The sequence below is a fragment of the Cognatundibacterium squillarum genome, from assembly GCF_014652435.1.
Classification (GTDB): Bacteria; Pseudomonadota; Gammaproteobacteria; order Burkholderiales; family Burkholderiaceae_D; genus Undibacterium; species Undibacterium squillarum.
This window is the reverse complement of the sequence record NZ_BMYU01000012.1, coordinates 22619-44343: the sequence shown is the minus strand read 5'-3', so window position 1 is coordinate 44343 and position 21725 is coordinate 22619. Positions and strand designations below refer to the sequence as shown.

Annotated in this window: 28 protein-coding genes; 12 read left to right on the top strand and 16 right to left on the bottom strand. The window is 54.0% G+C overall.

What is annotated here, in order from left to right; genetic code table 11:
• Window positions 1-10: 10 nt before the first annotated feature.
• The 4 genes from IE092_RS17640 to IE092_RS17625 all read left to right on the top strand — a co-directional run bounded on the left by IE092_RS17640 (window position 11) and on the right by IE092_RS17625 (window position 3227).
• On the top strand, window positions 11-850 hold the full coding sequence (locus tag IE092_RS17640; RefSeq protein WP_189358846.1) for a phytanoyl-CoA dioxygenase family protein: 840 nt from the start codon (window positions 11-13) through the stop codon (window positions 848-850).
• Between the two features lie 8 nt (window positions 851-858).
• A complete protein-coding gene (locus IE092_RS17635) occupies window positions 859-1689 on the top strand; it encodes a sugar phosphate isomerase/epimerase family protein (protein ID WP_189358844.1) in 831 nt (276 codons plus the stop codon).
• Between the two features lie 153 nt (window positions 1690-1842).
• On the top strand, window positions 1843-2733 hold the full coding sequence (locus IE092_RS17630) for an AraC family transcriptional regulator (RefSeq protein WP_189358842.1): 891 nt from the start codon (window positions 1843-1845) through the stop codon (window positions 2731-2733).
• Between the two features lie 296 nt (window positions 2734-3029).
• Complete coding sequence (locus IE092_RS17625; RefSeq protein ID WP_189358840.1) at window positions 3030-3227, top strand: hypothetical protein; 198 nt, start codon at window positions 3030-3032, stop codon at window positions 3225-3227.
• Here IE092_RS17625 and dacB read toward each other — a convergent pair.
• On the bottom strand, window positions 3218-4723 hold the full coding sequence (gene dacB / locus IE092_RS17620; protein WP_189358838.1) for a D-alanyl-D-alanine carboxypeptidase/D-alanyl-D-alanine endopeptidase: 1506 nt from the start codon (window positions 4721-4723) through the stop codon (window positions 3218-3220). The two genes, IE092_RS17625 and dacB, sit on opposite strands and share 10 nt — an antisense overlap.
• Before the next feature lie 265 nt (window positions 4724-4988).
• Here dacB and IE092_RS17615 point away from each other — a divergent pair, with 265 nt between their 5' ends.
• Window positions 4989-6971, top strand: a complete 1983-nt coding sequence (locus IE092_RS17615; RefSeq protein WP_189358836.1) for a peptidase U32 family protein — start codon at window positions 4989-4991, stop codon at window positions 6969-6971.
• Here the strand turns inward: IE092_RS17615 and IE092_RS17610 are convergent.
• Window positions 6968-7864 carry a LysR family transcriptional regulator gene (locus IE092_RS17610; protein WP_189358833.1) on the bottom strand — a complete coding sequence of 299 codons (897 nt, stop codon included), beginning with the start codon at window positions 7862-7864 and terminating at the stop codon, window positions 6968-6970. The genes IE092_RS17615 and IE092_RS17610 overlap by 4 nt on opposite strands.
• A 111-nt stretch (window positions 7865-7975) precedes the next feature.
• Here IE092_RS17610 and IE092_RS17605 point away from each other — a divergent pair, with 111 nt between their 5' ends.
• Window positions 7976-8185: a YjiS-like domain-containing protein gene (locus IE092_RS17605; protein ID WP_189358831.1), complete on the top strand. Its 210-nt coding sequence runs from the start codon at window positions 7976-7978 to the stop codon at window positions 8183-8185.
• Here the strand turns inward: IE092_RS17605 and IE092_RS17600 are convergent.
• Together IE092_RS17600 and IE092_RS17595 are read right to left on the bottom strand one after the other, a co-directional pair.
• Window positions 8172-8966: a YdcF family protein gene (locus IE092_RS17600; RefSeq protein ID WP_189358829.1), complete on the bottom strand. Its 795-nt coding sequence runs from the start codon at window positions 8964-8966 to the stop codon at window positions 8172-8174. The genes IE092_RS17605 and IE092_RS17600 overlap by 14 nt on opposite strands.
• 88 nt (window positions 8967-9054) lie before the next feature.
• Window positions 9055-10017 carry a sodium-dependent bicarbonate transport family permease gene (locus IE092_RS17595; protein ID WP_189358827.1) on the bottom strand — a complete coding sequence of 321 codons (963 nt, stop codon included), beginning with the start codon at window positions 10015-10017 and terminating at the stop codon, window positions 9055-9057.
• A 159-nt stretch (window positions 10018-10176) separates the two neighbouring features.
• On the opposite strand from IE092_RS17595, the gene IE092_RS17590 reads away from it, so the two are divergent.
• Window positions 10177-11100 carry a LysR family transcriptional regulator gene (locus IE092_RS17590; protein WP_189358825.1) on the top strand — a complete coding sequence of 308 codons (924 nt, stop codon included), beginning with the start codon at window positions 10177-10179 and terminating at the stop codon, window positions 11098-11100.
• 300 nt (window positions 11101-11400) lie between these two features.
• Here the strand turns inward: IE092_RS17590 and IE092_RS17585 are convergent, their stop codons facing one another.
• The 3 genes from IE092_RS17585 to IE092_RS17575 form a co-directional block, all read right to left on the bottom strand.
• Entirely contained in the window at window positions 11401-12003 is a 603-nt protein-coding gene (locus IE092_RS17585) for a hypothetical protein (RefSeq protein WP_189358823.1), read from the bottom strand.
• 97 nt (window positions 12004-12100) lie between these two features.
• Window positions 12101-12391, bottom strand: coding sequence for a 4Fe-4S dicluster domain-containing protein (locus IE092_RS17580; RefSeq protein WP_189358821.1), 291 nt, complete (start codon window positions 12389-12391; stop codon window positions 12101-12103).
• Window positions 12392-12400: 9 nt separating this feature from the next.
• Window positions 12401-13252 (bottom strand): DODA-type extradiol aromatic ring-opening family dioxygenase, encoded by an 852-nt coding sequence (locus tag IE092_RS17575; protein WP_189358819.1) that lies wholly within the window; start codon window positions 13250-13252, stop codon window positions 12401-12403.
• Window positions 13253-13315: 63 nt separating this feature from the next.
• Here IE092_RS17575 and IE092_RS17570 point away from each other — a divergent pair, with 63 nt between their 5' ends.
• On the top strand, window positions 13316-14257 hold the full coding sequence (locus tag IE092_RS17570) for a LysR family transcriptional regulator (protein ID WP_229793246.1): 942 nt from the start codon (window positions 13316-13318) through the stop codon (window positions 14255-14257).
• A gap of 134 nt (window positions 14258-14391) precedes the next feature.
• On the opposite strand, the gene IE092_RS17565 is transcribed toward IE092_RS17570, so the two are convergent.
• The 4 genes from IE092_RS17565 to IE092_RS17550 all read right to left on the bottom strand — a co-directional run bounded on the left by IE092_RS17565 (window position 14392) and on the right by IE092_RS17550 (window position 17698).
• Window positions 14392-15573 (bottom strand): tyrosine-type recombinase/integrase, encoded by a 1182-nt coding sequence (locus tag IE092_RS17565; protein WP_189358815.1) that lies wholly within the window; start codon window positions 15571-15573, stop codon window positions 14392-14394.
• A gap of 208 nt (window positions 15574-15781) precedes the next feature.
• Window positions 15782-16000, bottom strand: coding sequence for a hypothetical protein (locus IE092_RS17560; RefSeq protein WP_189358813.1), 219 nt, complete (start codon window positions 15998-16000; stop codon window positions 15782-15784).
• Window positions 15997-16311, bottom strand: a complete 315-nt coding sequence (locus IE092_RS17555) for a hypothetical protein (RefSeq protein WP_189358811.1) — start codon at window positions 16309-16311, stop codon at window positions 15997-15999. The genes IE092_RS17560 and IE092_RS17555 overlap by 4 nt, the downstream gene beginning before the upstream one ends.
• Before the next feature lie 13 nt (window positions 16312-16324).
• Window positions 16325-17698: a ParB/RepB/Spo0J family partition protein gene (locus IE092_RS17550; protein ID WP_189358810.1), complete on the bottom strand. Its 1374-nt coding sequence runs from the start codon at window positions 17696-17698 to the stop codon at window positions 16325-16327.
• Between IE092_RS17550 and IE092_RS17545 the strand changes: the two genes are divergently transcribed.
• Window positions 17679-18008, top strand: coding sequence for a hypothetical protein (locus IE092_RS17545; protein ID WP_189358808.1), 330 nt, complete (start codon window positions 17679-17681; stop codon window positions 18006-18008). The genes IE092_RS17550 and IE092_RS17545 overlap by 20 nt on opposite strands.
• Before the next feature lie 105 nt (window positions 18009-18113).
• On the opposite strand, the gene IE092_RS17540 is transcribed toward IE092_RS17545, so the two are convergent.
• Window positions 18114-18350 carry a hypothetical protein gene (locus IE092_RS17540; protein WP_189358806.1) on the bottom strand — a complete coding sequence of 79 codons (237 nt, stop codon included), beginning with the start codon at window positions 18348-18350 and terminating at the stop codon, window positions 18114-18116.
• Window positions 18351-18489: 139 nt separating this feature from the next.
• Between IE092_RS17540 and IE092_RS17535 the strand changes: the two genes are divergently transcribed.
• Window positions 18490-18996 carry a zinc ribbon domain-containing protein gene (locus IE092_RS17535; protein WP_189358804.1) on the top strand — a complete coding sequence of 169 codons (507 nt, stop codon included), beginning with the start codon at window positions 18490-18492 and terminating at the stop codon, window positions 18994-18996.
• Here IE092_RS17535 and IE092_RS17530 read toward each other — a convergent pair.
• Complete coding sequence (locus IE092_RS17530; protein WP_189358802.1) at window positions 18989-19879, bottom strand: LysR family transcriptional regulator; 891 nt, start codon at window positions 19877-19879, stop codon at window positions 18989-18991. The two genes, IE092_RS17535 and IE092_RS17530, sit on opposite strands and share 8 nt — an antisense overlap.
• Window positions 19880-20077: 198 nt before the next feature.
• Here IE092_RS17530 and IE092_RS17525 point away from each other — a divergent pair, with 198 nt between their 5' ends.
• A complete protein-coding gene (locus IE092_RS17525; protein ID WP_189358801.1) occupies window positions 20078-20248 on the top strand; it encodes a hypothetical protein in 171 nt (56 codons plus the stop codon).
• Here the strand turns inward: IE092_RS17525 and IE092_RS17520 are convergent.
• Together IE092_RS17520 and IE092_RS17515 are read right to left on the bottom strand one after the other, a co-directional pair.
• Window positions 20245-20604: a helix-turn-helix domain-containing protein gene (locus tag IE092_RS17520; RefSeq protein ID WP_189358799.1), complete on the bottom strand. Its 360-nt coding sequence runs from the start codon at window positions 20602-20604 to the stop codon at window positions 20245-20247. The two genes, IE092_RS17525 and IE092_RS17520, sit on opposite strands and share 4 nt — an antisense overlap.
• An 85-nt stretch (window positions 20605-20689) precedes the next feature.
• Window positions 20690-21106, bottom strand: a complete 417-nt coding sequence (locus IE092_RS17515) for a helix-turn-helix domain-containing protein (protein WP_229793245.1) — start codon at window positions 21104-21106, stop codon at window positions 20690-20692.
• 62 nt (window positions 21107-21168) lie between these two features.
• On the opposite strand from IE092_RS17515, the gene IE092_RS17510 reads away from it, so the two are divergent.
• Window positions 21169-21372, top strand: coding sequence for a helix-turn-helix domain-containing protein (locus IE092_RS17510; RefSeq protein ID WP_189358795.1), 204 nt, complete (start codon window positions 21169-21171; stop codon window positions 21370-21372).
• A gap of 4 nt (window positions 21373-21376) precedes the next feature.
• Here the strand turns inward: IE092_RS17510 and IE092_RS17505 are convergent, their stop codons facing one another.
• Window positions 21377-21670, bottom strand: coding sequence for a hypothetical protein (locus tag IE092_RS17505; protein ID WP_189358793.1), 294 nt, complete (start codon window positions 21668-21670; stop codon window positions 21377-21379).
• Window positions 21671-21725 lie beyond the last annotated feature (55 nt).

The window sequence follows — 21725 nt, the reverse complement described above, 5'->3', positions numbered from 1 at the left end:
GGAGGCAGTAATGCTGAATCAGGAACAGTTAGACCGCTATCAGCAGGATGGTTATATCGTCATCCCGGATTTCAAATCACCTGAGCAAATCGCTGCATTGCGTCAGCGTGCTGCCGAGATTGTGGATGCGTTCGATCCCGCACAGTCCCGTTCGATTTTCACGACACGCGAGCAGGATAAACACATCGACCATTACTTCCTTGATTCGGCAACCCGTATGCATTGCTTCTTTGAAGAAGAAGCGTTTGGTGCAGATGGTCAGTTGCGTCAGGCCAAAGCGCTGTCGATTAATAAAATTGGTCATGCGATGCATGATCTGGATCCGGTGTTCAGCGCGTTTTCACGCGGACCTGAACTGGCAGCCGTTGCGCGTCAGTTAGGTTTGCAGAAGCCGGAAATCTGGCAATCGATGTATATCTTTAAGCAGCCGGGCATAGGCGGCGAAGTGCGCTGGCATCAGGATGCGACTTACTTTGAAACCGATCCGGTGACGGTGACGACATTCTGGTTTGCGCTGGAAGATGCCAGTCTGGAAAACGGTTGTCTGTGGGCGGAACCCGGCGGTCACCGCACACCGCTGCGTGAACGCTTTGTGCGTGAAGGCGACCATGTACGTACTGAAAAATTGTCCGATCTGCCGTGGCCGGATGACAGCACTGCCGTGCCGCTGGAAGTGCGGGCGGGTAGTCTGGTGTGCTTCCACGGCTTGCTGCCGCATTACAGCGCACCGAACCGTTCGCCGGTATCACGCCATGCTTACACGCTGCACGTGACCGATGGCGCCAGCCAGTATTCGCCGGCAAACTGGATACAGCGCGGCGCAGAGTTTCCGGTGCGGGGCTTTGAATGAGTCAGACGGTGAAACTGCATATTTTTGCGGCGCACTGGGGACATGCAGGCAAACCGGCGCAGCAGTTTATTGATGAAGTCAAAGCCGCTGGTTTTGATGGCATTGAAATGTCGTTGCCTGCGGATGACGCCGAATGGGCGCACTGGCTGGAGCGTATCCGCGATGCCGGTTTGCAACTGATTACCCAGCAGTGGGAAACCGTATTCCACGCCGATTTTGCGCAGCATAAAACGGCGCTGGAATCGCTGTTGCGCCGTGCCTGTGTGGCACAGCCGCTGATGGTCAACAGCCACACCGGCAAAGACTGGTACAGCGTCGCACAGAATCAGGAACTGATTGCGCTGACTGCAGCGATCAGTCAGGAAACCGGTGTGCGCATTGTGCATGAAATTCACCGCAGCCGTTTCAGCGGGCATCCGGCGCTGATGGCACCGTATCTGGCAAACAATCCCGGCTTACCGCTGAACGCGGATTTATCGCACTGGTGCTGTGCCTGCGAATCCCTGCTGCAGGATCAGCAAGCAATGCTGGAAGGAATTTTTCCGCTGGTGAAGCATATTCATGCGCGGGTTGGTCATGCGCAGGGGCCGCAGGTCAGCGATTTCCGTGCACCGGAATTTGCGGCAGAACTGCAGGTGCATTTGTCCTGGTGGGATCAGATTCTGCAGGCACGTGTTGCTGCCGGTGAAACCTGCCTGACGATCACGCCGGAATTCGGCCCTGTGCCTTATACCGCCACGCTGCCGTACAGCCAGCAGGAAGTCAGCAATGCGTGGGAATTAAATGTCGCCATGATGCATTTGTTGCGCGCGCGCTATGCTGCGCACGGCTGGTGCTGATTCTCTTTCTGGTGCATCAATTCAGCAAGAATGGTCAGGTAAGATAGGCGCGCTGTCTGCATACTGTGCAGACAGGAGAGCAGGCGGATAACAACTTCTGATATCCGCCACTCAGCTTATTTTCTGTACATATGCGCACATTGCCTCGATACGATGGATCAACTTTCAGAACACACTGCGACTGCCGGTAGCCGTCAGCGCCGCCTGCAGGCAGTGCTGGACTGGATTGATGCTCATCCGGATGGCGATTTGCGTCTGGAAACCCTGAGTGCGCTGGTTGCCGTTTCACCGTTTCATTTTCATCGCTTGTTTAAGGCATGGACCGGCATTGCGCTGCATCGCTATATCCGTTTAAGCCGTTTACGGCGCGCTTCGTATCAGCTGGCATACCGCCCGCTGAGTGTAATGCAGGTGGCGCTGGATAACGGTTATCAGAGTCCGGAAGCGTTTGCACGCGAATTCCGGCGCGATACCGGACAAAGCCCGAGTGCTTTCCGCCATGCACCGGACTGGCTCTCCTGGAACCGGCGTTTCCGATTGTTTTCTGAAAGGAGTCTGTCTGTGTCTGCTGCATTCGCTGAACCGCAACTGATCGCTTTCCCTGCCACCCGCATTGCCTGCATGTCGCATCTGGGCGATCCGGCGCTGATCGGGCAAACCATACAGCGCTTTATTGCCTGGCGCAAAAAACACCATCTGCATCCCTCACGCTATACCACGCTGAATATTCTGTACAACGATCCGGACACGGTTGCTGCGCAGGATTTTCGGCTCGATCTGGCGCTGCCGCTGGATGCGGATCCGGGTGAGGGCGCTGATGGTATTCATATGCAGACTATTCCCGCCGGACGCTGCGCGAAATTGCTGATCACCGGTCGTGAACAGGATTTATACGCCGGACTGGACTGGCTGTACCGCACATGGCTGCCTGCCAGCGGTCAGCAGATACGGGATTTTCCATTGTTTGTGGAGCGTATCCGCTTCTTCCCGGATGTACCTGAACATCAGTCAGAATTCGCGGTATATCTGCCGCTGCAGGACTGAGTTTTTCTTCTTCCCTAGCCGCTGCACAGTCTCACGCTGTGCAGCTATCCGCATCAGGCATTTCCGGAGAGCCGGACTTTCTGCCGACGACCGCCGGATCGCTGTGCTGAACTCCGCATTTAGGTCGGTTTTGGGCGATTTCGGACAGTTTCAGACACTGCCGACCGGCTTCCGGCGGGTGACGCAGGTACCTGTTGCTGGCTTGTCACCGTAAAGTCCTGACATTTGTCACTGTTGCCGCAGCCGCGCCGCAGGCACACTGTGAACACATTAACGCGAACTTTCGGAGAAACAACATGGAACCAGCACAAATGATTCAGTGGGCAGTCGGCGCAGGTGTGGCATGGCTGATTTTCAGCAGCATGACCGGTTTAGGTAACCGCTGGGTCAAGCATGCCGACGCGGATGATGTGGAACGTTTAGAGCGTCGCGTTGCCAGTCTGGAACAACAACTGGCAGCGCTGCAGCGCGAACAGGCGGGGCGTCAGGGCTGAGTTTCCGGCGCTGGTTCGTCCGGTGCCTGCCATTGTTCAGGATGTCCGGCCACCACCCACAAAATCAGCTGATCTAAAGCTTTGCGCGCTTTGGCCGCCTGTTCATCGTTGACGATGGCGACCACAATCCACGGCGTATCCTGCAGATCACGTACATAACCGGCCAGCGCGGTTGCATTGCGCAGCGTGCCGGTTTTCAGACGGGCGCGGCCTTCGGCTACCGTGCCTTTCAGACGCTTGCGCAAGGTGCCGTCCATGCCGCCTATCGGCAGGCTGCTGATAAATTCTGCATTCCACGGGCTGCGCCAGCCTGCTTGCAATACGCCGGCCAGCGTCCGAGTGCTGATCCGTTCTGTGCGCGACAAACCGGAGCCATTGTCGATCACCAGACCCTGTTCATCCAGCTGATGTTTTGTCAGCCACTGACGAATGCGCAGATCACCGGCAGTGCGTGAACTGACAGCGTTCCCACTGATGCCGGATGTTGTACTGCCCAGCGTTTGCAACAGGGCGCGCGCCATGGTGTTATCGGATTGCTTGTTAATCGTGCGCAGCAAATCTGCCAGCGTTTCCGACTGATGTTCGAGTAACAGCGTGGCATCCGCCGGTGCTTTGCCTTCGCGCACCTGACCGCGCCAGACACCGCCGAGTTCTCGCCAGATTTGCGCAAACATCGCAGCCCCATACTGATTGCGGTCCATCAGATTTAAGCGTGTGCTGACCTGACAATTTTTCGGGAAGCTGCCGTTCAGACGTATCTCAATATCTCCGTTATCATCGTTCAGCGCCACCGGTGGCGTGACGGATTTTTCCCAGCTGGCGCAGGGCGCAGTATTCAGCTTCAGATTGTTGCGAATCACCACATTCGCCAGCGGTGTCTGCAAACGGGTTTGTATCCGTTTGCCATCGGATTCAATTGCGAACTGCAGCAGATTGTGATTCAGCAGCAGTGCATCGGGAATCACGTTGTAAGCCGCATCCGGGTGTTCATCAAACGGGGTCGCCTGTAAGTCTTCGCGTTCCGGCTGAAAACTGCTGCGGTCCAGTACCAGATCGCCGCGCAGGGTTTTGATACCACTGTAACGCAGGCGGCGCAGAAAGCTGGTCCACTTTTCCAGCGACAACGAAGGATCGCCGCCGCCGCGTAAATAGATATCGCCGTTCAGCACTTCTTTTTCCGGTGTGGCCGTACTCAGTATCTGAGTCTTCCAGCGGAACACCGGCCCCAGTTCCTCCAGTCCCGCCAGCGTGGTCAGGATCTTCATACTGGATGCCGGACTGACAGCCTGCGTCGCCTGTTGCTGCAGAACGGTTTGCCCGTTATCCGCCCGCATCACCACCACCGATAACGCCTGCGCCGGAATCCCTTGCTGCTGCAATTGCTGACGTATGCTGTCCGGCAAGACACCGGTGTCGCGGGTTTGCGCATGGACGCCGGAAGCGGCGAGTGTCATCAAAACGGGAAGCAGCAGGGATGGCAGGCGTAGCAATGTCATTGGTCTGTATTCGGGGTTCGTTGCGGGGAGCTGTCGTTCAGGGTGAGGTTTGCTGCATAAGATACAACAAAAATTGCTCTGGCAGACAGGTTTGCTGTGCGCGATCTGACCGCCGGCATCAGCACACTGCGGCCTGTCTGATCAGCCCGTGGCTTCGCCATTCATACGGCTTATGGAAGACGTACCGTAAAAGGTATACGATGCAGGACATAAGCCTTTGATTTCGTTATAATTTCGCCCTTTTCCTCCGCTTTCGGCACGCATCATGTCCCTGTTACCGCATCAGATTGAATTATTGTCACCGGCCAAGAATATTGAGATTGGCAAAGAAGCGATTCTGCACGGCGCGGATGCGGTGTATATCGGTGGCCCTTCGTTTGGTGCGCGTCACAATGCCTCGAATGAAGTCAGTGAAATCGCGGAACTGGTGGAGTATGCGCACCGTTACCATGCGCGGATTTTCGTGACCATGAATACCATCATGCATGAATCCGAACTGGAACCGGCGCGCAAACAAATTCATCAGTTATACGATGCCGGCGTGGATGCGCTGATTATTCAGGACATGGGTTTGCTGGAACTGGATATTCCACCGATTCAGCTGCATGCGAGTACGCAGTGCGATATCCGCAGCGTGGAAAAAGCGCGGTTTCTGAGCCAGTGCGGTTTCTCGCAACTGGTGCTGGCGCGCGAACTGACGGTGGAGCAAATCCGTGCGATCAAAGCAGAAGTGAAAACGCCGCTGGAATACTTTGTACACGGCGCTTTGTGCGTCGCGTTTTCCGGTCAGTGTTATATCTCGCATGCCGATACCGGCCGCAGCGCCAACCGTGGCGATTGCTCGCAAGCCTGCCGTCTGCCGTACACGATGACGGATGCACAAGGCCGCGTGGTCGCATTTGAAAAGCATTTGCTGTCGATGAAAGACAATGACCAGAGTGCAAATCTCGAAGCCTTGCTGAATGCCGGTGTGCAGTCGCTGAAAATCGAAGGCCGCTACAAAGACATGAGTTACGTGAAAAACATCACAGCGCATTATCGTTTGCTGCTGGATGAAATCATGGAACGCCGTCCTGAACTGCAGCGTGCGTCCAGCGGTGTGTCGCGCATTGCTTTCACTCCGAATGTGGACAAAACTTTCCATCGCGGCCATACCGATTATTTTGCGAATGGTCGTCAGGAAGATATCGGCGCGTTTGATTCGCCGAAATTCGTTGGTCTGCATTTTGGTTATGTGACCCGCGTCGGCACCAACTGGGTGGAAATTGAAACGCAGGAACCAATGGCGAATGGCGACGGCCTGAACTACATGCACAAACGCGAAGTGGTCGGTGTGCAGGCGAATACGGTTGAGAAAACCGGTCAGTCGGAAAACGGTGAAATCTGGCGTATTTATCCGAATGAAACCATGGCAGAGCTGCCGGGTTTAAAAGCCGGTATCGCGATGAACCGCAACCGCGATCAGCGCTGGGAACAGGCTTTGCATAAGAAGTCCGCAGAGCGCCGTGTACCGGTCTGGCTGCGTTTGCGTGACGATGCACAGGGTTTGCTGCTGACCATCAGCGATGCCGACGGCGTGGAAACCACCACCCGCGCAGATGTTGCACTGGAAGCAGCGCAGCAGGCTGACAAAGCGGAAGCGGCGCTGAAAGACGGTTTGCGTAAACTGGGTAACACCATGTTTGAAGCAGAAGATGTCAGCCTGCAGTTAGGTCGGATGTGGTTTGTACCGACCTCGGTACTGAATGCGCTGCGCCGTGATGCCGTGGCTGCGCATGAAGCCGCCCGTGTCAGCGCCTGGCCGCGTCCGCAACGTGAACCGGCGGTCGAACCACCTGCGCAATATCCGGAAACCACGCTCAGCTATCTCGCCAATGTGTACAACAGCAAGGCGCGCGAGTTTTACCAGAAGCATGGTGTGGAACTGATCGCTGCCGCGTATGAATCGCATGAAGAAGCTGGTGAAGTGCCGCTGATGATCACCAAACACTGCCTGCGTTTCTCATTCAACCTGTGCCCGAAACAGGCCAAAGGTGTGAAAGGCGTGCAGGGACAGGTGAAAGCCGAACCGATGACACTGGTGTCCGGCGGCGAAAAATACACGCTGCGTTTCGATTGCAAACCTTGTGAAATGCATGTGGTCGGTGCGATGAAAAAACACATTCTGCAATCACCACCGCCATCCAGCGTGCCTTACAGCCCGATTACTTTCCACAAGCAGCGTCCGGCACGTCAGGAAAAAATTTAATCCTGCGGTATCTGTCGGAATTGCTGCAACACTTCCAGCACATTGCGGCTGGCACCGTCCAGCTGCGGTAATGGCCGGTGCGCAATGCCGGTGTAGCGCGGTAATGGCGGATCTAAAGGCCGGATTTGCATGGTTTTCACACCATGCTGATCCGGATGTTCTGCCGGTAAAATCGCTGCGCCATACGAGGACGCAACCAGACTTTTCATTGCCTCGGTGTAATTCAGTTCGATACGCGCACGTGGTGCAAAACCGGCAGCGGCAAACCATGCCATCGTCAGATGGTACATATGGGTGCTGGGCTCATTAAAAATCAGCGGTTTGTCGGCCAGCCATGCCGGTGTGATCAGATCAGGGCATTCCCAGCGCGGCGGAATGAAGGCCATCATCGGATCGGTGCGCCAGTGCTGAATCACGATATCTTTATTCTGTGGCTGCGGCATCGCCACAATGCCCAGATCCAGACTGCCCTGCGTTAATCCCGCCAGCGTATCGGCGGAGCCGAGAATCTGCACATCAATATCAATGCCGTTGTAACGCTGTTCAAGGATTTCCATCACCGCCGGCAGGTTGTGCACCAGTATGCCGCTGGATGCACCCATGCGCACCCGTCCGCGTATGCCCAGTGTCTGGCGGCGTATTGCTTCACTGATTTCATCGGCTTCCTTCAGCAATTTTCGTCCACGCTCCGCCAGCAAGGCTCCGGCGGCGGTGGCAGTCACCGGCTTTCTGGTGCGTACCAGCAAAGGCGTATTAAAGCGTTGCTCCAGTTCTGCAATATGCAGGCTGATGGTCGGCTGGGACAAATGCAGCGCCTGTGCAGCCGCTGAAAATGTCCCCAGATCCAGAATGGCAATCAGGGTGCGTACCTGATCGAGGCTGAGTTCCCGCATGATGACTGATCAGCTTTCCTGATAATGTTGATTATAAAATCTGGCTTCTCTGATAATGCACAGCATAGCATGATGGCGGCTCTGAATCCTTAATGAGACAGGAGGCCGCAAATGCTGAATACCCTTAAACAATGGTGGCAACAGCGTCGCCGTACGCAACAGCAACACGCAGAGCTGGCGGGAATGACAGACCGGGACTGGAGTGATCTGGGGGCGGGGCGTTCGGAAATGGATTACTGGATGGCGCAGCAAGCGCGGGCAGAGCAGGACACATCCGCATCGCCCTGTTCTGCCGGTATAGCGGAGATTAATATTCGCTGAACAGATAGCCTTTAATAAAAGAAAAGTACTCGCGCAGCCATGATGGGAAACGGGTGTACATCGGCGTGGCTGAAGCGGCGGTATAAACGTTCCGGAATCCGGCACGACGGGCAATCGCAGTTGCACGCTCCAGATGAAATTCGCTGCTGACGATAATCAGCGGCGTATCGTCGGTAAATCCCCGCTGTTGTAATAAGGGACGTGTAAAGCGCAGGTTTTCATAGGTGGTTGTACTCGTATTTTCTTGTATCAGCCGGTTCGCGGGAATACCATTGCCTATCAGATATGCTGCCATCACTTCGGCTTCTGAGCATGACCGGCCGTGAGTGTACCCGCCGCTGACCACCATGTTCATCGCCGGAAATTGCATAGCAACCTCTGCGCCGCGATTCAGACGGGCAGTCAACGCAGGTGAAGGGATACAGTTATGCACTCCCGAACCCAGTACGATAATCGCACCGCGATCAGTCGCCGCCAGCGGTATGGCTTGCTCACTGAGTAAGCTGATGTGACGGAAAAATGCCGCAACGCTGATTGCCCACAGCACAAATCCGGTCAGCAATAACTGCCAGCCGATCTGACGCCAGCGTTGCTGTTGCAACCAGCGTGCCAGTGGCACGCTGAACCAGCCGGATGCAGCCATCGCAACACCGATGCTGCCAATCAGTGCCGTGCCTGCGTGGGTGATATGTACCAGACATAAATACAGCGCATAGACTATCAGGGCGCTGCCGGTAACAAACGATAACAGCGCACGCCAGTGCGGGAAGCGGGACAACATGCGGACTCCGGTGAAGACAAGATCGCCGGATTATGACACGGATGTTATGTCTTTTATATGGCACAACATCCGCGCAGAAGACAGCCGGTTAGGCCAGTACTTTGTGGGCAATCTGCATATACAGCGGAATACCGAACAGGATATTCAGCGGGAAGGTGATACCCAGCGACATGCCGAAGTACAGCGAAGGTTTGGCTTCCGGAATCGCGTAGCGCAGGACGGCAGGCACGGCGATATACGAAGCGGATGCCGCCAGCACCATCAGCAAGCCCGCATCACCGGCTGGAATATGCAGCAGGTAAGCAATCCCCAGCGCCAGTGCAGCATGGCACAGCGGACCGGCAATCGCGTAAGCCATCATCCATACCGGCGTGCCGCGCAATTGCGGCAGGCTGCGTGCTGCCAGCAAGCCCATATCCAGCAGGAAGAAAGCCAGCATGCCTTTGAATAAATCCACCGAGAAAGGTTGCATGACTGCTTTGCCTGCATCGCCGGTGATCAGCCCTACGACCATTGCGCCGATCAGTAACAGTTGCGCGCCATCGGTCAGTGATTCATGCAGCGTGTGACGGATCGACAAATTCTGCTGCGGCGTCTGTTCACTTTTCTTGCGCAGCATATTCGCCAGCACCACGGCAACGATGATTGCCGGTGATTCCATCAGCGCCATTGCCGCTGCCATGTGGCCGCCATACGCAAGCTGGTGCGAATCCAGATACTGCACCGCAGTGATGAAGGTGACCGCACTGACAGAACCGTAAGTCGCCGCGACCGCCGCTGCATCAAACGGACTGACCATGCGTTTCAGTACCTGATAACCGGCCACCGGAATCGCCACCGCCAGAAACATGGCTGCGCCGAGGCTGGCGGCAACCTGCCAGTTCATGCCGGAATGCGACAGGGCGAATCCGCCTTTCAGGCCGAGTGCCATCAGCAGATACAGAGATAAAAAACGCGAAATCGGTTGCGGAATTTCGAGATTGGAGCGCACGGCGCCCGCGAATAAACCGAACACAAAAAATAAAATTGCCGGATCAACTAAGCTTGCCATATCAGACCTTTTCTGAAGTGCGGTGCAGTCGCCTTGTACGGGGCGCTGACCGGGGTGTTGCGTGAGAAGATGCCGGGATCCCAGAGCAGGCGAGATGTTAACGGAAGGCTGATATCAGGTAAAATCAATTTTTACGGCATCATCTATCGATAAAAATCTATGAATGTGACTTTCCGCCAGTTACGTCTGTTTGCTGCGCTGGCACAGCACCGCAGTATCAGTGAAGTGGCACGCCAGTTTCATGTGACCCAGCCCACGGTCTCGATGCAATTGCGTGAACTGACGGACAGCATAGGTCTGCCCCTGTATGAGATGACCGGAAAACGCCTGAGCCTGACGGCAGCCGGTGAGGAGCTGGCGCAAACCGCGCGGCATATTGGTCAGGAATGGGCGGACTTTGAACAGCGTATTGCCGCCATGAAAGGGCTGACGCAAGGCCGGCTGCAAGTGGCCGTGGTGTCTACTGCCAAATACTTTGTGCCGCGTATGCTGGGCGCGTTTTGCCGTGACTATCCGGAAATCGATATTGCACTCGAAGTGCAGAACCGCGATGGCGTGCTGCAGCGCCTGCGCGACAATCTCGATGATCTGGTCATCATGTCCACGCCGCCGCGCGATATGGATATTGTGTCGCAAGTCTTCATGCCGAATCCGCTGGTCGTGACTGCGCCGCTGTCGCATCCGCTGGCGCAGCAAAAAGCCATCCCGCTGGCGCAACTCAGCGGCGAACGCTTCATCCTGCGGGAACGCGGTTCCGGTACGCGGCTGGCCTGCGATCAGCATTTTGAAAAAGCCGGTTTTGCCCCGCTGGTGCGGCTGGAACTGGGCAGCAATGAAGCAATCAAGCAAGCGGTTGCCGGTGGCATGGGGCTGGCAGTGTTATCCCGCCACGCGCTTGGCGAGCATCTGGTTGATGAAGCGCTGGCAGTGCTGGATGTGGACGGCTTTCCGATTCAGTCCAGCTGGTACATCGTGTATCTGCAAGGCAAACGCCTGTCCCCGCTGGCGCAGGCTTTCCTGCAATACCTGAGCGCCCACGCCTCCGACTGGCGCCAGCGCCAGCCCGCGCTGCCCGTCGCCTGACAGTGTTCCACGGCTCTGCAAAACACCGAAAAATGCCCCAAATGCGGTGTTCAGCACAGCGATCCGGCGGTCGTCGGCAGAAAGTCCGGCTCTCCGTAAATGGTAAATGCGGAGTTCTGCACAGTAAAGGCCGGATGACGTGCTGTTCTGACGGATAATCCCTGCTGATCTGCAGATGAGCAGGCAGGGCGGGACGAGGCTTTTCAGCGTTGCTGGCGAGATTTTCGACGGAGAAATAAAAAGTCCCGCATGTGGCGGGACTTCAGAGTTGGGGCAGGGTGCCTTGCTTCGCAGACGGGTTCAGGCGGTGGTTTTAATGCCCAGCGATTCACGGCGTTTTTCATTATTGCGGGCCAGCAGTTGCTGCTGTTCCGCATAATGCGCGGCATTGTTGGCCGCATTGGCTTCCTGCCCGCTGTTTTTGACTTTGGCCTGTGCCTGTTCAGAGAACGAATCCTGAATTTTGATGGATGGCTTGATCGGCTGACCGGAAAACGGATCGATGCCATCTTTACGCAGATTTTCCTGTTTGTCAGCAGGTTTCACTTCGGCATTATTCACCGACTGTGGTTTGCTGACTGCCGATGCTGCATTTCCACTGTCATTGGCAGCGCTGGCCTGTGCCAGACCAGCCGGTTTATCCGCAGAATTTTCGGCTTTCAGTGCCTCAGTATTTTGCTGATTCACTTCGTTCAGACGCTGCGCAGCAGCAACGGCGGCTTCCTGCGCACGTTTGATCGATTCTTCGCTGAGGCTGACTTCTGTAGATGATGCTGCCTTACGGGCAGGCTGTTGTGGCTGCTCAGTCGTTAACTTTTGCAGCGTTTGTTTGACATCTTTTTCACGGGCTGTCCGCCCGACATCGGCCAGATTTGACAGGCTGGCGCTCACCGACATTTCCATCACATCACCTGCTGAGTGCTTAAATTTTCATCAGTTCAATATAGTAGCACCAAAACCGGCTTGCAAGTTGCCTCATGGAAATGTCGGCAGGATTTTTTCAGGAGCCGGCGGGGCGGCGTATCAGCGTGATGGCTTTTTCCGGACAGGCCGTAACGCATAAGCCGCATGCCTGACACAGATCTGCTTGCACCACGATAGCCTGCTGCCAGCGATGGACAAAGCCCTTCAGTTTGCCTTTCAGTGACAACCCTGCGCGCTGATCCGGTGGCAGTGTCCGGACTTCCAGTACCTGATACGGACAGACAGGTACGCAGGGCCCTTTGCCTTCACAGCGTTCACGGTTGATTTTTGGAATAAATTCACCGGGTGCCTGCTTACATGTATTCATTCATTATCCTTAACTTCCGAAACGGAATGCGGACGTTCTGGAATCTGCCAGAAATTCCGAAAAAATCAGGTGCGCAGCATCGTCCCCGGCTGCGCCTGCGATCACCATCAGCGGCAATAAATGCTCCTCACGCGGATGAGCCAGTCTGGCGGCGGGCGCTTGTGCCCATTCAACCAGTGCCTGATGTCTTTGCGCTGTCTGCGGTAATGCCATCGCCTTTTGCAGCCACTGATCAAACACTTCCGACGCTTGTCGTGCCGCTGCGCCATGCAGACGCAGATTGTGGAAGCTTTGTCCGCTGCCGATGATCAGTACGTTTTCATCACGAAGTGTTGATAATATAGCACCCAATGCAATGTGCTCTGCCGGATCCAGGCCGTGTTTCAATGACAATTGCACAATCGGAACATCTGCACTCGGGTAAATTTCCTGCATCATGCAAAACGTACCGTGATCAAAGCCGCGCTGATCATCAGTGGCAACCGGCCAGCCTGCATCCGACAACAATCCGGCGATACGCTGTCCGACTTCCGGCGAGCCGGGAGCCGGATAGCGCACGCTGTAGGTATGCGGCGGAAATCCGTAATAGTCATACAGCATGCCGGGCCTGGCCGCAGTGGATACCGTGAATACCGGCTCTTCCCAGTGCGCGCTGATCACCAGAACCGCGCGCGGTGCCTGCGGTAACTGATGCGGTACGGCACGCAGCGCGGTTCCCAGCGGTGCAAACAGAGCATGAAATGCACCTTCCATATAAGGCCACGGCCCGCCGCCGTGCGACATAAAAAATACGGGCTGGCGTGCACCGGACTGAGGGAAATCGTCGGGGGTGCTTATAGTGTTCTGAGCAAGGGTGTTCATGATCATTTCCTGCAAAGTCAGTATGGAGTCATGATCTTAGTATCAAAAAAATCGAATGAGAATGTGATAAATTCGATTAAGTCTATCGAATATTTGAATATTGTGATGCATTACTCTCTCGATCAGTTTCAGACTTTTCTGGCGGTCGTGGATCATGGCGGGTTTGCCGCAGCGGCGCGTGAGCTCGGGCGTTCGCAGTCCACCATTACGTATGCAATCCGTGCGCTGGAAGAGCAAACCGGCCTGATTCTGTTTGACCGCGCGCATTACCGTCCGCAACTGACCAGTGCAGGGAAGGCACTGCTGCCGCGTGCAAGACGGCTGGTCGAAGATCTGCAGGATTTTCATGCACAGGCAAGTGGTTTCGCCCAGGGTGTGGAAGCGGCACTGACGCTGGTTGTGAATGAGTTTGCAGATATGGAGCCAGTGATTGCAGCGCTGACGACCATGCATAAAAAATTTCCGGGAGTGGGCGTCAGACTGGTACGCAAATCGTTTGGCGACGATCTGGAGATGGTTCGTCAGGGACAGGCACAACTGGGTGTTGTGGCCGGAATGGGACCGATGGGTAATGAAGTCGAAGCGCATTTTCTGGGGGAGGGGCCGCTGATCGCCGTGGCAGCACCGGCACATCCGCTGTCACAAAAGCAGGGCGCGCTGGCACTGGAAGATTTGCGCGGGCATATGCAGATCGTCTGGACGCGCGAGGGCGCACTGGCTGGCGATCCGGATTTCGGCGTCCATGCGCTGGATGCATGGCATGTCACAGAACTGGATACGAAGCGCCGGTTGCTGCTGGCGGAGATAGGCTGGGGGAGCATGCCGCTGCATCTGGTGCAGCAGGAAATCGATCAGGGCAGACTGGTCCGGCTGACGATAAAAAGCTGGGAGGGCAGTGACCGTATGCCAGTCTTTCCGGCGTTTGTGATCCGCCAGCGCAAAACCGTACAAGGTCCTGCCGCACGCTGCCTGATGCAGGCACTGATCAGCGCAGCACAGCCCTGAAGCAAGTGCACGGTGTTTGGAGTACGGATGCAGTACGCATCACAGGAAAAACAAAAGCCTCCGTCGCTTACGCAACGGAGGCTTTTTGAATCTGGTGGAGTCGGCGGGAATTGAACCCGCTGCAAACCCAGTATTCATGCGGGTTTCCGCAGGTTAGTTGTCTTATTGTTGTCATTCCCGAAAAGTTGTTCTGCGCGGCTTCCTGCTTGGGTGTCAGCGTCAGGCATCCATTTTCCGTACACGCGCGCGATCATTGTCCAGTCTGAATGCCCCATTTGTTTCGCGACCCACATTGGATGCTCTCCGGCGCTTAGCATCATAGATGCGTATGTGTGGCGCGTCTGGTATGGGTTGCGATAGCGGACGCGGGCGCGCTTCAGTAGCGGTTCAAACATGCGCTTTCTGATCGGCTGGTCGCCCGTCCAGCGTTCGCCGGTTGCTGGGTTTTGAAAGACTTCTTTTCCGGCCAGATACGTGAATTGCTTCTGCGCGTTCAGCGCATCGAGCGCAGGACCTAGCAGCTTCACTTCGCGCTGGCCAGAAAAGGTTTTTGTGGTTTCCGCTTCGGTGGCTTTTTGTGTCAGCGCTTTATCGATGATGATGACGCCGCGCATAAAGTCCACGTCTGACCAGTCAAGCGCGACGTATTCGGACGTGCGCAGGCCAGTCCACAGGGCGAACTGGACAAGGTTGCGCACTTGGCCAGTGGCAGCTTCCAGAATGGCCGCTTGTTCTTCTTTGGAAAACGGGTCAATTTTTACCCGTTTCGCAGGTGCATCCAGTTTGCTGTACGTCCAGCCTGCCAGCGGGTTCGATTCAATCAGATCGTCATTCAGGGCGTCGTCTAATGCTTTGCGGAGGGGGCTTTGAATATTGGCCAGCGTTTTGTTTGAGCATGTCTGCTGGCTGAGCGCTTCACGGATGTGGCTGCGCTTAATTTCGGTCAGGCGCAGGTGTCCGAAGGCCGGTATTAGTTTGCCGAAAATGATTTTCCGGTATCCGTCATAGCCGGATGCTTTGAGTTCCGGCTTGCGGCTGTCCAGCCATTTTTCGAGGTAGTTTTCGAGGAAGAGAACGTCGCCTTGAATGTCTGCGAATTTGGCGGCGTTCTTAGAGTGGGGGAATGTTGATGCGTAGTCGAAGGAGTTTGTCGCGATAGCGTGCAGAATTGCCGCCCGGTGCTGCTCTGCCCGTTTCAGATTAGCGGGGGTGGGCTTGAGCGGGAGCCTTTCGCGGCAGCGCTGGCCGCGATAGGTGAAGGTGATTTCGATACTGCTTTGCGACGCACTTTTAACGCCGCTCCCGTCTCTACCCATTCTTCATATCCTTCTTTATCAATCAAAATGCGCTTATCCGGCGCGCGTTTCCACACTGCATTTTCTGGCCAAAGTCCATCGCGAATCTTTGTGCGAATTGCGTTTTCACTGTAGCCAGAGAATTCGGAAAATTTAGCGATAGTTAAATAGCGTATCATTTTTTTTGATTTATGCGAAAAACGGGTCAAACAGAAGCGGCTTTACAGGGTCAGGCTTTGCACTTGATGCCGTGGCCAGCATCGTCGGTGATCTGGTGCTTGTCGCCGCTGGTGGTGACGCTGTGCAGGTATCCGTCGCTGCAGGTGACTGATGGTGCAGAGGTTAGGGCGACGGTTTTTGTGTCGCGGCCAAGATCGAAAATGACGTAAGTCAACAGGATGACGATGGCCAGCGAGATTGCGGATTTGATCAGGTCAGATGTTTTCATGGTTGCACCGTCAGGCATGTTTGGGTTCCGTCTGCATTCATTCGCGGAGTGATGCCTGTCAATGTAGTGACATACTGACAGCCGGTTTTCAGATCAGTTGCCAGCGATCCCCCGATAATTTCTGCTGGTTCGGTGTGGCGTGTCGATACGTACGCGATAATGACTATGCTGGCCATGATCGTTAAGATTGGTAATAGGATACATGCCGCATAGATAAGGGCTTTTTTATTGATGCTTGTGCCGTCTTTGTCGATGTAGTTTTCAAGACGAATTGGTTTTTTTATGGAATTGATCGGGTCAGGTGTTTTCATGTTGTTCTCCGGGTTATTTTTTCAGTGACAAAGTTTTTTTTGTTGGCGCAGCGGTTGCAGGTGCTGCTGGTTCTGGCTCGGTCAGATCGATCTGAAATTCGTTAATCAGTTTTGTGATCAGCGGGTGGTCTATGGCGTCGCCGGTTGTGTATGAGTGATGTGGTTGTGGCAAATGCACTGCGAGGCAGTAATCAGCGCACAGGCGACTTTTTTCTGTTGGCTTCAGAGCATTGATATTCATCATGTCCAGTTCTGGCCAGTGCGGTTTGACGAATTCCGGTAAGTGCATATGCGGGCGATGGCCGAGGTGCAGCGCAGAAAAAATCACGTCAAAAAGCAGATCGCTGCCGATTAATTTTTTGCGCAGGATGTTGAACAGCTTTTCGCTGCGTTCGTTGCGTTGCTTGGTCTTGTCGTCGGCAGGTGCGGTAGCTGTTGCAGCTTGGGCTGGTTTCAGTAAGCCATCGACTTGTGCCAAGCGGTCTGCGTAGGCGTCTTTTGTTGTTGCGGTCAGTGTTGCGCCGCCGATAGTGATGGTCTTTTCGTCGGATACAGCAGGTGCTGGGGTGCTGGCCTGTTGCTTTTCCATATCTTTGATTTTTTGCTCTGTCACTTTGCGCAGGTTTGCTGCGGATTTTTCAGCGTGGCAATCCGGGTCTGTGCAGAGGTCTTTGCTTGTTCCTTTTTCCGCATCTGGCATGTTGCCGGTGCGCTTTGGGCAGCGTTTGCAGCTGCCTGCTTCGGTCAGTTTTGCATCGGTAATATCGAACGGCGCTTTTGCTAAATTCAGCTGAAAGCGTTGCTGGATATGTTCTTTTGCTGCGCGAAAACTCATGCCCTTGACTTCTGGCAGCGCGCGCTTCTGCAGGCTGGGGTTTGGGATACGGGCAATCAGCAGCGCAGTGCTTGCATCGATGTCGCCGCTCAAAAAGTCGGCATGCAGATCAACGTTCAGGTCACAAAGTTTTAAGCTGGCGTAAACGTACTGTTTGGATTTGTTAAACGTGCGGGCAACATCATCCACGTTTGCGCCGTGTTTCATCATGTACAGCTGGAATGCTTGCGCCTCTTCCAGCGGGTGCAGATTTTCGCGCTGCAGGTTTTCAATAATCTGCAGTTCTTGCGCTTCTTTGTCGGTTAGCTGGAGGACGGTGCATTTAATTTCTTTCAGTCCTGCCAGCTTCGACGCGCGCCAGCGGCGTTCGCCTGCGACAATTTCAAATGCCTTCAGGAGCTGGCCGGATGGTTCAATTCGTCTGACGATGATGGGCTGTATTAAGCCTTTTTGCTTGATGCTTTCGGCCAGTTCTTTCAGGTTGCTTTCTGAGAAGTGCGTGCGGTTGGTGTTGCTGGGGAATATTTCATTAATGCGTATTTCCATATCCATGCTTTCTCTCCTGTTTTTTTATTGCTGTTTGGGTGTTGCGGCAGTCTTTGCAGTGACTGTCCAGTCCGTCGCCGCCTGCGCGTTTCTGAAAAAATTCCGTGTCGGCTGGCCAGTGTTCGCCGCAGCAGGCGCAGCGCTTTTGCAGCCCGTCTTCGTTATCCAGATACAGGCCGGACTGCATCCGGCGCGCGTACAGCTGCGGGCTGGGCTGCGCTGGTCTGATGGTTTTATTCATCGTTGCGCGCCTTTCTTGCTGCCGGGTCGAATCTTTCCCGTCTGCGCGCAATTTGCTGCGCGCGGTTGCGGATGACTATTTTTAGTGCGGGGTCGTTCAGCGCATCTGCCAGCGTTTTTTTGACAGACAGTTCGCGGTGCGCTTGGCGCATTTCGTCCGCACTGGGCAGGATGCAGACCTTCATTTTGCAGACGTCTGCAAAGTTGCTTGTTCTGCGTCTGCTGCCGCCAGCACGATTTCTGCCTGACGTTCGCGGCGGCGGTCTGCTGCATCCATCTGTTCGATGTAGATGGCATTGCTGGTTGCTTCTGCGGCTTTGGCTTCGGCATCGAATTGTTCGCCAGCTGCCCAGCTGTAGGCGGCAAGCAGCATTGCGAAGGTGATACTGGTTTTAACTGCGGAAAACTCGGTTTTCATAAAAGCCTCCAAAAAAGTTAAGTCAGCTAAGTTTTTTGGAGTTTAGCGCACTAAATAAAATCAAGCAATAAAAATTAAGCGCACTAAGTTATTGACAAAATACAATCTTGATTATGTGGAAATTTACGCGAGGTAATGTATGGCGCTGAAAAACTGCCGGGAGTGCGGCGAAGAGGTGAGCGATAAAGCGAAGGTTTGCCCGCACTGCGGAATAAATCATCCGGTTACGAATATCGGTATCGGTGGGATGATTATCTTGGGTGTTTTTGCGATGGTGATTTATAAAGCTGTCGTGGGTACAAATGGCGCAAGTGATGGCAGTGTTGCGCCGGTGGCGATTGATCCGAAGGTGCAGGCGCAAAACGAAGTGAAGCTGAAAAAGTGGAGCATGGAAAAAAGCGGGTTTGGCACGGTTCTTGTGGTAAGCGGGGTTATTACTAATGCCAGTAAGTTCCCGGTGAAAGACCCTGTCATCAATTGCACGGTGTCCGCGCGTAGTGGTACGGAGCTGGGGCGGATTAGTGGCACGTTATATGAAGGCATTGCCCCGGCTGAAGATCATCGGTTTCAGCGGTTAATGATTCCGGGATTGCATTCTCAGGCAGATTCCGTGGCTTGCAGGGTTGCATCCGTCGAAGTTATGTAAATTTTTTTCGGGCGCAAAGGATTTCCAGCAGGCTGGTCGTGGCGGGTGAGAGTGTTGAAATGTCTGGTACGCATGCGAAAAACTTACCAGTCGCCCACTTTTCGCTGATTGGGATTGCGCGGATATTGAAGGCTTTTGCCCACTGCCGCGCTAAGCTTTCCAGCATGATCGCGGGTATGCCGCATTGGTTGACTAAGTGCGCTTGCAAGTCGAAATTATCGGCTTCCATGACATACTTCAGCGTAACTTTTGCGTCTGCTGCTTTGATTTCTAAGAACTGGTTAATCTGACGCGCGGCTGATGCGCCGATTAGCTCATACTCTCCGATGTCTTTTAGCTTGACTGATTCGCGCCACGATAGGTCGTGCGAGATCGGGCAAAGCAGGCACAGCCGGTCTGATCTGTAGTCAAAAAATCGCAGCCCGTCATGGTGCGGGTTTTCTGTGAGTAGGCCGATATCCGCTTTGCCGGTGAGGACTGCGGATTTTATTTCTGAAAAATTTCCGTCGATCAGTTTCACGCTGACGTCCAATTGTTCGCGCAGGATTTTGAGTGCGGGGGCTACATCAATGATGGCGATGCTGGGATTTGAAATGATCGTTAAATGATGTTGGTGACGCATCGCTTCGATATCTCTGTTTGCCATTTCTGTCAGTTCTAATACTTTTTTTGCGGTAGTGAGAAGTCTTTCGCCAGCGTGAGTAAGTCGATACGGTCTGCCTGGTCGGTGTACCAGTTTTGTGCCTGCTTTTTCTTCCAGCTTATTGAGCTTTTTACTCAGCACAGAATTGTCAATTGAAAGGCGTGAGGCTGCTGAGCTAAATGAATGCTCTTCGGTAATTGCGACAAGTAACTGGAATTCTTCGACGGTATAGTTTTTCATGCTGGGGTCTTGCATTGAGCCTCAGCAAATAGTTTCTGTAATTCAACAGATAGTTGAAATGCAGAATTATTACGTTTAACAATGGTTAAAGCATATTTTCCAAAATAGAAAATACGTTTTCCGTTTTAGACTGTAAATCCGTGGTGCTATTCATTTATATTGTTTCAACTGATAAACATTGTTACAACAGGGGCTTTAATGACTGATGAAGAAGTAATACGCGAATTCGCAGAAATAGTTCCAAAGACGGATCGCGCCGCGCTGGGCCAGCTGATGGAGCTGGTGCGCGCGTGGACGGCTAAAAAACCGCGAAAGCCGGAGCAGGTGGTGCGCGAGGTGCGGTTGAAGCTTGTAGCAGGAAAAAATTAAGCCAGTGTGGAGGGGGCTTTTTCGGCAGTTTCTGCGGCTGTCTCGATAAGCGTCTTCCCCATCGAATTGGCTTGCCTGTATTGATGCAGGATTGTCAGTTCTCTCTGGGTGACATATATCAGCGGAAAGTGTGTGATTTCTTTGCTGCTGCCGTGTGTTCCGAAAATAAGCGCATCGGTCGTTGTTTTGCAGGCTTGTGCGATTTTTGCAAGATTTTCAATGGATGGGGTGGCTTGCCCCTTCAGAATGCGTGCGATTGATGTGGCCGGAATTCCTGACAATCGGTGTAATTCTGCCTGCGATTTGATATGCGCGATCCGCATCGCTATGTCGATATTGTGTGCAATCTTGCTCATGCTGCCGAATATACGCAGCAGCATTCTGTAAGACAAAAAATCTGTCGAATTCGGTTATTTTGTACCGGATGCGACAGATTTTTACTTAACCGCGCTTCACTTCTCTTATTTTTCTACCATCTTTTTCGGCTACGTCAGCCGTTGTTTCGATCAGTTCCATGCCTGAATGCGTGGCTTCTCTGAATTTGCTAAGCAGACTTAATTCGCGCTTTGTTGCGTAGACCAGAAACACTTCCGGTGTCGCCACTGGCAGTGCTTCGACCTGCGCCGGTGCGCCTGCACGATATTTTGGCAGTGTGCCATCTGCAATCCATTCGATATTGAAACGTGTCTTTGCCAGTGCTTTGAGCGGCTTTGAGCCGAGCTTTGTTGTGCCGGAAAACCACTGGGCGACAAGACTTGCGGAAACGCCGCAATAGCTGGCCAGTTCCGATGATTTCCGCATGCCTAGCTCTGACATGACTTCTTCTAATCGTTCTTTTAACGTGTTCATGTCCTGCATTCTAATTCCTCAAAAGTTTAGTGCGCTTCACAAAACTAAGTTAAGTGTGCTAAAGTTTGTGCATGGATACCAATCACATCATCGACCGTCTGGGCGGGACGAAAAATACAGCTGAGCTATGCGATGTCACGCAGGGCGCTGTTTCGCAGTGGCGAACGAAGGGAATTCCTAAAGCCCAGCTGCGATATTTGATGCTTTTGCGTCCTGAAATTTTTGTTAAGGACGCTAAACAGAAATCAGTGCAGGGCGAAGGAAAAGAACAGTGATTCATCATCCATTCCCCCCGGTAGCGCGCTGCAGGCTGTCTCGCATGGCGCGTGCGAATAAAGAGCGATCCCCTCGAACAGAGGGGCCGCTGTCTGTGAATCCTTCTCCGATTTCATTGATCGATGCGGCAAGCGGTGCAGCCAGTTCGGGATTGACCGCGACCACGGCCTTGACGATGGCAGCGAGGGCTTCAGCGAAGGCGATTCGCTGGCTGTTGAAGCAGCTTTGCAGGTAGTCATTTTTTTTCAGTAATTCATTCAGTTGTTTTTGAGCGGGCTGGTTTTCGTAGCGGCACATGGTTGGCTCCGTTTTGTTTGTGCTGATTCTAAGAAACAGTTTTGCAGCTGAATGC

Bases quoted from the DNA above. Each gene is read 5' to 3' on its own strand.
- IE092_RS17625 (WP_189358840.1), top strand. From the start codon at position 3,030: ATGGAACCAGCACAAATGATTCAGTGGGCAGTCGGCGCAGGTGTGGCA.
- IE092_RS17520 (WP_189358799.1), bottom strand. From the start codon at position 20,604: ATGAGCAAGATTGCACACAATATCGACATAGCGATGCGGATCGCGCAT.
- dacB (WP_189358838.1), bottom strand. From the start codon at position 4,723: ATGACATTGCTACGCCTGCCATCCCTGCTGCTTCCCGTTTTGATGACA.
- IE092_RS17510 (WP_189358795.1), top strand. From the start codon at position 21,169: ATGGATACCAATCACATCATCGACCGTCTGGGCGGGACGAAAAATACA.
- IE092_RS17575 (WP_189358819.1), bottom strand. From the start codon at position 13,252: ATGAACACCCTTGCTCAGAACACTATAAGCACCCCCGACGATTTCCCT.
- IE092_RS17560 (WP_189358813.1), bottom strand. From the start codon at position 16,000: ATGAAAACATCTGACCTGATCAAATCCGCAATCTCGCTGGCCATCGTC.
- IE092_RS17550 (WP_189358810.1), bottom strand. From the start codon at position 17,698: ATGGATATGGAAATACGCATTAATGAAATATTCCCCAGCAACACCAAC.
- IE092_RS17505 (WP_189358793.1), bottom strand. From the start codon at position 21,670: ATGTGCCGCTACGAAAACCAGCCCGCTCAAAAACAACTGAATGAATTA.
- IE092_RS17595 (WP_189358827.1), bottom strand. From the start codon at position 10,017: ATGGCAAGCTTAGTTGATCCGGCAATTTTATTTTTTGTGTTCGGTTTA.
- IE092_RS17615 (WP_189358836.1), top strand. From the start codon at position 4,989: ATGTCCCTGTTACCGCATCAGATTGAATTATTGTCACCGGCCAAGAAT.
- IE092_RS17545 (WP_189358808.1), top strand. From the start codon at position 17,679: ATGCGTATTTCCATATCCATGCTTTCTCTCCTGTTTTTTTATTGCTGT.
- IE092_RS17585 (WP_189358823.1), bottom strand. From the start codon at position 12,003: ATGGAAATGTCGGTGAGCGCCAGCCTGTCAAATCTGGCCGATGTCGGG.
- IE092_RS17630 (WP_189358842.1), top strand. From the start codon at position 1,843: ATGGATCAACTTTCAGAACACACTGCGACTGCCGGTAGCCGTCAGCGC.
- IE092_RS17535 (WP_189358804.1), top strand. From the start codon at position 18,490: ATGGCGCTGAAAAACTGCCGGGAGTGCGGCGAAGAGGTGAGCGATAAA.
- IE092_RS17605 (WP_189358831.1), top strand. From the start codon at position 7,976: ATGCTGAATACCCTTAAACAATGGTGGCAACAGCGTCGCCGTACGCAA.
- IE092_RS17525 (WP_189358801.1), top strand. From the start codon at position 20,078: ATGACTGATGAAGAAGTAATACGCGAATTCGCAGAAATAGTTCCAAAG.
- IE092_RS17580 (WP_189358821.1), bottom strand. From the start codon at position 12,391: ATGAATACATGTAAGCAGGCACCCGGTGAATTTATTCCAAAAATCAAC.
- IE092_RS17565 (WP_189358815.1), bottom strand. From the start codon at position 15,573: ATGGGTAGAGACGGGAGCGGCGTTAAAAGTGCGTCGCAAAGCAGTATC.
- IE092_RS17555 (WP_189358811.1), bottom strand. From the start codon at position 16,311: ATGAAAACACCTGACCCGATCAATTCCATAAAAAAACCAATTCGTCTT.
- IE092_RS17610 (WP_189358833.1), bottom strand. From the start codon at position 7,864: ATGCGGGAACTCAGCCTCGATCAGGTACGCACCCTGATTGCCATTCTG.
- IE092_RS17530 (WP_189358802.1), bottom strand. From the start codon at position 19,879: ATGAAAAACTATACCGTCGAAGAATTCCAGTTACTTGTCGCAATTACC.
- IE092_RS17600 (WP_189358829.1), bottom strand. From the start codon at position 8,966: ATGTTGTCCCGCTTCCCGCACTGGCGTGCGCTGTTATCGTTTGTTACC.
- IE092_RS17590 (WP_189358825.1), top strand. From the start codon at position 10,177: ATGAATGTGACTTTCCGCCAGTTACGTCTGTTTGCTGCGCTGGCACAG.
- IE092_RS17540 (WP_189358806.1), bottom strand. From the start codon at position 18,350: ATGAAAACCGAGTTTTCCGCAGTTAAAACCAGTATCACCTTCGCAATG.
- IE092_RS17640 (WP_189358846.1), top strand. From the start codon at position 11: ATGCTGAATCAGGAACAGTTAGACCGCTATCAGCAGGATGGTTATATC.
- IE092_RS17515 (WP_229793245.1), bottom strand. From the start codon at position 21,106: ATGCAGGACATGAACACGTTAAAAGAACGATTAGAAGAAGTCATGTCA.